Source organism: Halomonas sp. 3D7M (assembly GCF_014897885.1).
Taxonomy (GTDB): Bacteria; Pseudomonadota; Gammaproteobacteria; order Pseudomonadales; family Halomonadaceae; genus Vreelandella.
This window is the reverse complement of the sequence record NZ_JABUZF010000082.1, coordinates 8621-14603: the sequence shown is the minus strand read 5'-3', so window position 1 is coordinate 14603 and position 5983 is coordinate 8621. Positions and strand designations below refer to the sequence as shown.

4 protein-coding genes are annotated in these 5983 nt (G+C 54.7%); all 4 read left to right on the top strand.

The genetic code is table 11. The features are described from left to right. Nucleotides 1–2265 (top strand): HTH-type transcriptional regulator MalT (malT, locus tag INT22_RS03065; protein WP_226912365.1); only part of this gene is annotated, 2265 nt, incomplete at its 5' end. A 152-nt stretch (nt 2266–2417) separates the two neighbouring features. Continuing rightward, nucleotides 2418–4112, top strand: a complete 1695-nt coding sequence (locus tag INT22_RS03060; RefSeq protein ID WP_193067662.1) for an alpha-amylase family glycosyl hydrolase — start codon at nt 2418–2420, stop codon at nt 4110–4112. After that, on the top strand, nt 4100–5215 hold the full coding sequence (ugpC, locus tag INT22_RS03055) for a sn-glycerol-3-phosphate ABC transporter ATP-binding protein UgpC (RefSeq protein ID WP_193067661.1): 1116 nt from the start codon (nt 4100–4102) through the stop codon (nt 5213–5215). Before INT22_RS03060 ends, ugpC begins: the two co-directional genes overlap by 13 nt. 159 nt (nt 5216–5374) lie before the next feature. Beyond that, nucleotides 5375–5899, top strand: coding sequence for a DUF3455 domain-containing protein (locus INT22_RS03050; protein WP_089037954.1), 525 nt, complete (start codon nt 5375–5377; stop codon nt 5897–5899). Nucleotides 5900–5983: the final 84 nt, after the last annotated feature.

Sequence of the window (5983 nt, the reverse complement as noted above, 5' to 3'; positions counted from 1 at the left end):
CCGCCTTGGTTGACCTTGACACTGGCGAGCCGCTCGCGCCCCGCGCTTGGTTTGGCGAGTTTGCGATTGAGAGGGGAGCTTGAAGAGATCGACCTTCATGGCTTGGCCTTTGACAGCGAAGAAGCACACACCTTGTGTGCCGAACAGCTAAGTTTTCCGCCCACCCGAGTAAGCCTTGAACGTGCGTTGCGTAGAAGCGGTGGCTGGATTGTAGCGCTTAATTGGCTGGTTGAGAGAACCACCACGCGTGCGGGATTTGATGCGCTGGTAGAGCGCTTAAGCGGTGCGCATCCTGATTTTGTCGCTTGGTTTGATGAACTGCTCGCTGCCGCGCTTCCTGCTGAAGAGCGAGAGTTAATGCTTCAGTTGGGAGTGTTAGAGCGCTTTTCGCCCGAGCTAATGGCGCGCCTTTTGGAAGGAGAGCGGTTAACTCAGCGCTTGGAAGCGTTTGAGCAAGCGGGGCTATTCATTGAACGCCCCGACCCGCATAGCCAGTGGTTTCGCTTTCAACGGCTGTTTGGCGAGTATCTTCGCCACCGCCGACACGAGCTTAATTTATCCACTCAGCGAAGGTTGCATCAGCGGGCAAGCCAGGCGTGGTTAGCACTAAATGATCCGGTCATGGCGCTACGCCAGGCAATTTTAGCCGAGGAGCCAGAGGATGTTGCCAGCTTATTGACCGCGCAGGGTCCTGCATTACTAGCCAGTGGAGCTTATGCGTTATTAGCGCAAGGCTTTGCGCTGCTGGGCGAACCGCGACTTTCAAAGTGTCCGGAGCATACGCTGCTCTATGGCTGGGTATCCCATGGGCAATTTCAGTTTGATGTCACGGCACGAGTGATCGGATGGATAGAGGCGCAGCTGGATGAGCCCGAATGGCAGGCATTGAGTGCTGAATTTGCCACATTGCGTGCCCAATTGGCGATTAACCATGGTGATGCTGAGCGTGCAGCGCCGCTGGCTGAGCAAGCGCTCGCGGAGCCTGCTCGCTATCTGGCGTCAACACCGCTAACCGCCACCGCTATTCTTAGTGAAGCACGCTTTGTTCTGGGCTATCTGGAAGAGTCGCTTCAGCGCGTTAGAGAAGTAGAGCGCCAAGCTCGTCAGCGCAACGATCATCAGCTGCTGCTGTGGTCATACTGTCATCAGTCTGAAACCCTGGTGGCTCAGGGACGCTTGCAGGCCGCCTACGATATTCAAGAGCGTGCCTTTGCGCATCTAGAGCGCGCCGAACTTGAACATTTACCGGTCGCGGAGTTTTTGTACCGCATTCGCAGCCAGGTGCTTTGGGAGTGGCATCGCTTAGACGAAGCCGAGCAGGCAGCGTTGAAAGGTATTGCGGTGTTAGACAATCAAGGTGAGCGCTGGACGCTGCAGTGCCATATTCAGCTCGCTAAAGTCGCCCAGAGCCGGGGAGACCAAGCGCAATGTGCCGACCACATTCGTAGGCTGCGTAAAATTCTCTCAGAAGGGGATTACCACATTGATTGGGTAGCCAATGCCCATGCAACGCTGTTGGCGTGGTGGCAATCGACACACGATATGGATGCGGTCGAGCGTTGGCGCCAAGAAGCGCCAGAACCACTTACCGAGCATGCCACCAATCACTTTTCCCAGTGCAACGTACGTAATCATGCCCGTGCATTAACACTATTGGGGCGCTATGAAGAGGCCCGCGAACTACTGGATGCCCTTGAAGACCATACCCAGCGGCTAGGATTAGTGACTGACGCGAATCGCAACCAGCTGTGCTTAGCGGCGGTGGCTTGGCATCAGGGGAAAACCACTCAGGCAAGTAACCATATACAGCAGGCACTCAGTTTAGCTTCCCGCACCGCATTGGTAGGCAGCTTTTTACGGATAGGCAAACCACTTGGGGAGCTGCTGTCGACGTTATTAGCAAGTAACAGCTTAGCCCCCCTTGAACAGGCTCGCGCGGAGCGGTTGTTGACCTTAGCTGGCCGCCAAAAAGATTTTGGCAGCGCTCGCCGCTTGATGCTGGACGAGACAGTCATTGCCAACATCGTGGCACGGCCCGATGTGCCTGAACTTATCCGTACGTCGCCACTGACGCGTCGAGAGTGGCAAATCTTGGGGCTGATTCATGCTGGGCTCTCTAATGAGCAGATCGCCGAACAGCTATCGGTGGCGCCCACCACCATCAAAACGCATATCCGCAGCCTTTATCAAAAACAGAATATTCGGCGGCGGGATGAAGCCATTGCGCTGGCGGGGCAATTATTGGCGCATATTCAAGGAGAATAAGAGGCGAGTAAACAGTGCTTATGGGCGGCGGTGGCGGCTACTCCTAACACCTACTCCTAATACCTACGCCCACTGCTACCTCTAGGGGAGGATTTTATCTTTTGATCAACGCTGCATCATGCCAATCAACAGGAAATGATAAGGACAATATAATGATGCAGGCATCTTCTACTTCCCACTACGTTGGCAGCCAAGGCGCTGACTGGTGGCGCGGCGCAGTGATTTACCAAATTTACCCGCGCAGCTTTATGGATAGCGACGGCAAGGGCGGCCAGCGCGATGGGATTGGTGACTTAAAAGGGCTGATCGATAAGCTGGATTATATTGCCTCGCTAAACGTCGATGCCATTTGGCTGTCGCCGTTTTTCACCTCGCCCATGAAAGACTTCGGCTACGATATTAGCGATTACCGTGGTGTTGACCCGATGTTTGGCACCCTGGAAGATTTTGATCGCCTGGTTGAAGCTGCCCATGCCAGAGGGCTGAAGGTGACGATTGACCAGGTGATGTCGCACACTTCTGACCAACACGCCTGGTTTGAAGAGAGCCGCAAAAGTCGTGATAACCCGAAAGCAGACTGGTATGTCTGGGCCGACCCCAAACCTGATGGTGCGCCACCGACCAACTGGCAGTCGGTGTTTGGTGGTAGCGCCTGGCAGTGGGATACGCGCCGTTGCCAGTACTATCTGCATAACTTCCTGGCCAGTCAGCCGGATCTCAATTTCCGCACTCCCGCCGTGGTGGATGCCATATTGGAAGAAGCGCGCTTTTGGCTGGAGCGGGGCGTCGACGGATTCCGTCTGGATGCAGTGAACTTCTGCACCCACGGCGAGCTCAAGGATAATCCTCCGCGCGCAGCAGTAACCGAAAGCTTTTTAGGTGTTCGCCCGGACAACCCTTATGGCTACCAGCTGCATCAGCACGATAAAACCCAGCCGGAAAACGTGGTGTTTTTAGAGCGCCTGCGCGGCCTGCTCGATGAGTATCCTGGCTCGACGAGTGTCGGAGAAGTTGGTGACGATGACGCCCTGGGCGTGATGGCGGAATACTCCCAAGGCGGCAATCGCCTGCACATGTGCTACTCCTTTAACCTGCTGACCGACAAAGCCGACCCTGGTTATTTGCATAAAACGCTCACCGAAATGGAGGCGCGGATTGGCGACGGCTGGCCCTGTTGGGCACTAGGAAATCACGATGTCACCCGCCTTGCTACCCGCTGGCAGGCTGAAGGACAACTGGATAAGCTGCGACTTTATATGGTGTTTTTGCTTACCCAGCGGGGCAGTGTGTGCCTTTACCAAGGTGAAGAACTTGGCTTGCCAGAAGCCGAACTGACGTTTGAGCAGTTGGTTGACCCGGCGGGCATCACCTTTTGGCCTGCCTATAAAGGTCGCGATGGTTGCCGAACGCCACACCCTTGGCAAGCTGACGCGCGACACGCTGGCTTTAGCGATGTCACGCCCTGGCTGCCAGTGCCCGATTCGCACGCCAGTCTCGCCGTTGATCAGCAAGATAACGATGCCAGTTCGTTGCTCAATGCCTACCGTGAGTTTTTAGCGTTTCGCCGCACCTTGCCAGCGCTAGTAAAAGGCGAAGTGCGCTATCACGCCGTGCATGATGAGGTGCTCTGTTTAGAGCGTACCTATCAACACTCACGTCTGCTGATTGCGCTGAATTTTAGCGACCAAACCGTCACTCGCGTGGCGCCTAAAAGCGCTGAATCACTGAAGGGTTCGCCTGCTTGGCTAAACGGCGAGTGGCAGGGTGGGCAACTACGGCTACCACCTTACGGCGTGGCGATTGCCTGCTGCCCACAGTCCGAGGAGGATGCACCATGGGACGTTTAACGCTTAGCGGTATTGGTAAATCCTTTGACGGTGTGGAAATCTCTCGGGATATCGATCTTACGATAGAAGATGGCGAGTTTGTGGTCTTCGTAGGCCCCTCTGGCTGCGGAAAATCCACCTTGCTACGTATGATCGCAGGCCTGGAAGATATCACCGAAGGTGATATGCAGCTTGATGGTCAGCGGATCAATGAGATTCCGCCCCAGGAGCGGGATATCGGCATGGTGTTCCAATCCTATGCGCTTTACCCGCACATGAGTGTGGCGGAAAACATGGCCTTTGGCTTAAAGCTGGCGCGCACTGATAAAGCCGAGATTCGCCGTCGCGTTCAGCATGCCGCTGACATGTTGCACTTGACTGAACTGCTGGAACGCAAACCTAAAGATCTTTCAGGTGGCCAGCGTCAGCGGGTAGCGATTGGCCGTACCTTGGTAAAAGAGCCCGCGGTTTTTTTGTTCGATGAGCCGCTTTCTAACCTGGATGCCGCGCTGCGGGTGGATATGCGGGTGCAAATTGCGGCGCTGCATAAGCGCCTGAATGCCACCATGATCTACGTGACCCACGATCAAGTGGAAGCGATGACGCTGGCTGACCGTATTGTGCTGCTTTCCCGTGGCCGTATCGCCCAGGTCGGCGCGCCGCTGTCGCTCTATCACTTCCCTAAGACCCTTGAAGTGGCCGAGTTTATCGGCTCGCCGCGGATTAATACCTTTCCCGTCACGGTGGTAGATCCAGGCGAGCGTCAAACAGTCGTGCGTCTGCATAGCGGTGATACGCTGACAGTGGCGGTCAATGGCAAGCACCTTCAGTCAGGGGATAGCGCAACGCTTGGGCTGCGGGCAGAAGATTTTGTCGCAGCCGAACAGGCAGAAGCCACACTGAATGCGACCTTAATGGTGGCGGAAAAGCTGGGTTACGAAACGCTGGCGCATTGGCAGGTAGCAGGTATTAGCGTTCCGCTCACCCAGCGTTTAGATGGTTTGACCCACCTGCAAGAGGGACAAACGGTGCGTTTGGGGCTTGCAGGCCAGCATTGCCACCTGTTTGATCACAGTGGCAATGCCTGCCCCCGGCAGGTTGCAGTAGATGGTGTTAGCCAATAATTAATCAGCTGATTTATATACATAAAAAGCGCCTCAAATTTTTTAGGCGCTTTTTTCTTAATTATTTTCTATAAAGAGTGCATCCAAAACGTCTCCTCGTGTGTATCCCCTATACAGCCACACTTTGTAGTGGTTGATACAAAACCCAAGGAGACTGAAATGACTATCCAACCTCTTACGCGTGCAGCACTCGCCGCTACCTTGATTGCATCCTTCAGTCACGTTGCGCTGGCCGATATGACGCCTGCCGACGTTCAAGTGCCCGATGGCAATACCGTCGCTCTGGAAACAGTGGGTGTGGGTGCGATTACCTACATGTGCGAAGCTAAAGGTGACGGTACTATGGGCTGGGTATTCAAAGGCCCCCACGCTGCGCTGAACGACAGTAATGGTGCTCAAGTTGGCAGCTACTATGGCCCGCCTGCTACTTGGGAAGCGTTGGATGGCTCCAAAGTTACCGGCACTCAGTTGGCAACTGCCGCGAATGGTGATGGCAATATCCCGTTGCAGCTCGTTGAAGCCAATCCTGCGGAAGGTGAGGGCGCAATGACTGGCGTTAGCTACATTCAACGCCTGAACACTCAAGGTGGTGTCGCACCCGATGTGGCTTGCGATGATGGCCATGACGGTGCCACTGCAGTCGTCACCTATCAAGCAGATTATATTTTCTGGACAGCTAACTAAGTCCTTTTATTGCTTAGTGGTAAGTAACACTTTTGCTAAGCAATGTTTTTCTCAAGAAACACATCTAAGTAAGGCTAGAGGCTC

Bases quoted from the DNA above. Each gene is read 5' to 3' on its own strand.
- INT22_RS03060 (WP_193067662.1), top strand. From the start codon at position 2,418: ATGATGCAGGCATCTTCTACTTCCCACTACGTTGGCAGCCAAGGCGCT.
- ugpC (WP_193067661.1), top strand. From the start codon at position 4,100: ATGGGACGTTTAACGCTTAGCGGTATTGGTAAATCCTTTGACGGTGTG.
- INT22_RS03050 (WP_089037954.1), top strand. From the start codon at position 5,375: ATGACTATCCAACCTCTTACGCGTGCAGCACTCGCCGCTACCTTGATT.